This is a genomic window from Planomonospora algeriensis (assembly GCF_977012225.1).
Genome location: NZ_CDRNDK010000869.1, coordinates 1 through 1306 on the forward strand (window position 1 = coordinate 1; position 1306 = coordinate 1306).

Consider the following 1306-nt stretch of genomic DNA (forward strand, 5'->3'; position numbering starts at 1 on the left):
CCGGCGGCGGCGCGCCGTGGCGGACCGGTCGTCACCGGCCCCAGGTGAAGCGGGGCGGGCGGCGCTCCAGGAAGGCCGCGACGCCCTCGGCCAGCTCGTCCCGGGAGGCCCGCTGCCATGCCCGGAAGCCGTCCTCCCCCGCCCTGCCGTCCACGATCTCCTTGCTCGCCGCCAGGGTGAGCTGCGACCGTCCGGTCATCGTGCGGGCCAGGCCGTACACCCGGCCGGCCAGCTCCCCGGCCGGCAGGACCTCGTCGACCAGGCCGATGCGCAGCGCCCGCTCGGCGTCGACCAGGTCGGCGGTGTAGAGCAGCGACTTGGCCGCGGAGGGGCCGACGTGGTCGACCAGGCGGCGGGTGGAGGAGAGCGGGTAGACGATGCCGAGCTTGGCCGGGGTGATCCCGAAGCGGGCGCCGTCGGCGGCCAGGCGCAGGTCGCAGGCGAGCGCGAGCTGGCAGCCGCCGCCCACGCAGAAGCCCTCGATCATCGCGATCACCGGTTTGGGGAACCGGGTCAGCGCCCGCTCGGCGGTGACGGTCAGCGCGGTGTCGTCGCCGCCCTCGGAGAGCTCGGCGATCTCGGAGATGTCCGCACCGGAGCAGAAGGTCCCGCCCGCCCCGGTGAGCACGAGCACCCGCACGCCCGGGTCCGCCGCGAGCGGCTCCAGGACGCCGGGCAGCGCCCGCCACATGTCCGCGCTCATCGCGTTGCGCTTGTCCGGTCGGTCGATCGCGAGTGTGGCGACGTGCTCGGCGGGGTCGCCGAGGGTCAGCCGGAAGCCGTTGCGGATCTGCACGAGGTAGATTCTCCCGGGAGCCCTGTTCGATCATGCGGCCGGACCCCGCTCCCCCCGGACGCCCGAAGCTGTGAGGCCGAATGTTCGGAATCATCCGCCCGTGCGGCGAGCACACGTGCCCGTCGCTGCGCCGCGCGTGGGAGGCCCATCTGTGCGGGCTCTGCCTGACCCTGCGCGACGGGCAGGGCCAGGCGGCGCGGCTGGCCGCCAACTACGACGGCCTGATCGTCTCGGTGCTCGCCGAGGCCCAGCTGCCGGCCGCCTCCCCGCACCGGAAGGCGGGCCCGTGCGCGCTGCGCGGATTCCGGTCCGCCGACGTGGTGGACGCCCGGGCGCGGGGGGCCCGCCTGGCCGCCTCGGTCTCGCTCGTGCTGGCCGCGGGCAGGATCCGCGACCACGTCGCCGACGGCGATTCCGCCGCCGCCACCGCTCCGGTCCGCGGTCTGCTCGCCGTCCGCTGGGCCTCGGCCGGGGCCCGGATCGGGGCCGGGGTCGGATTCGACACCGCCG

The 1306-nt window shown here is 76.0% G+C and carries 2 protein-coding genes; one reads left to right on the forward strand and one right to left on the reverse strand.

What is annotated here, in order from left to right; translation table 11 throughout:
• Window positions 1-31 precede the first annotated feature (31 nt).
• Window positions 32-796 carry an enoyl-CoA hydratase/isomerase family protein gene (locus tag ACWJ6R_RS36505; RefSeq protein WP_449066571.1) on the reverse strand — a complete coding sequence of 255 codons (765 nt, stop codon included), beginning with the start codon at window positions 794-796 and terminating at the stop codon, window positions 32-34.
• 80 nt (window positions 797-876) lie between these two features.
• Here ACWJ6R_RS36505 and ACWJ6R_RS36510 point away from each other — a divergent pair.
• On the forward strand, window positions 877-1306 hold a 430-nt coding region (locus ACWJ6R_RS36510; protein WP_449066572.1), incomplete at its 3' end, for a DUF5685 family protein.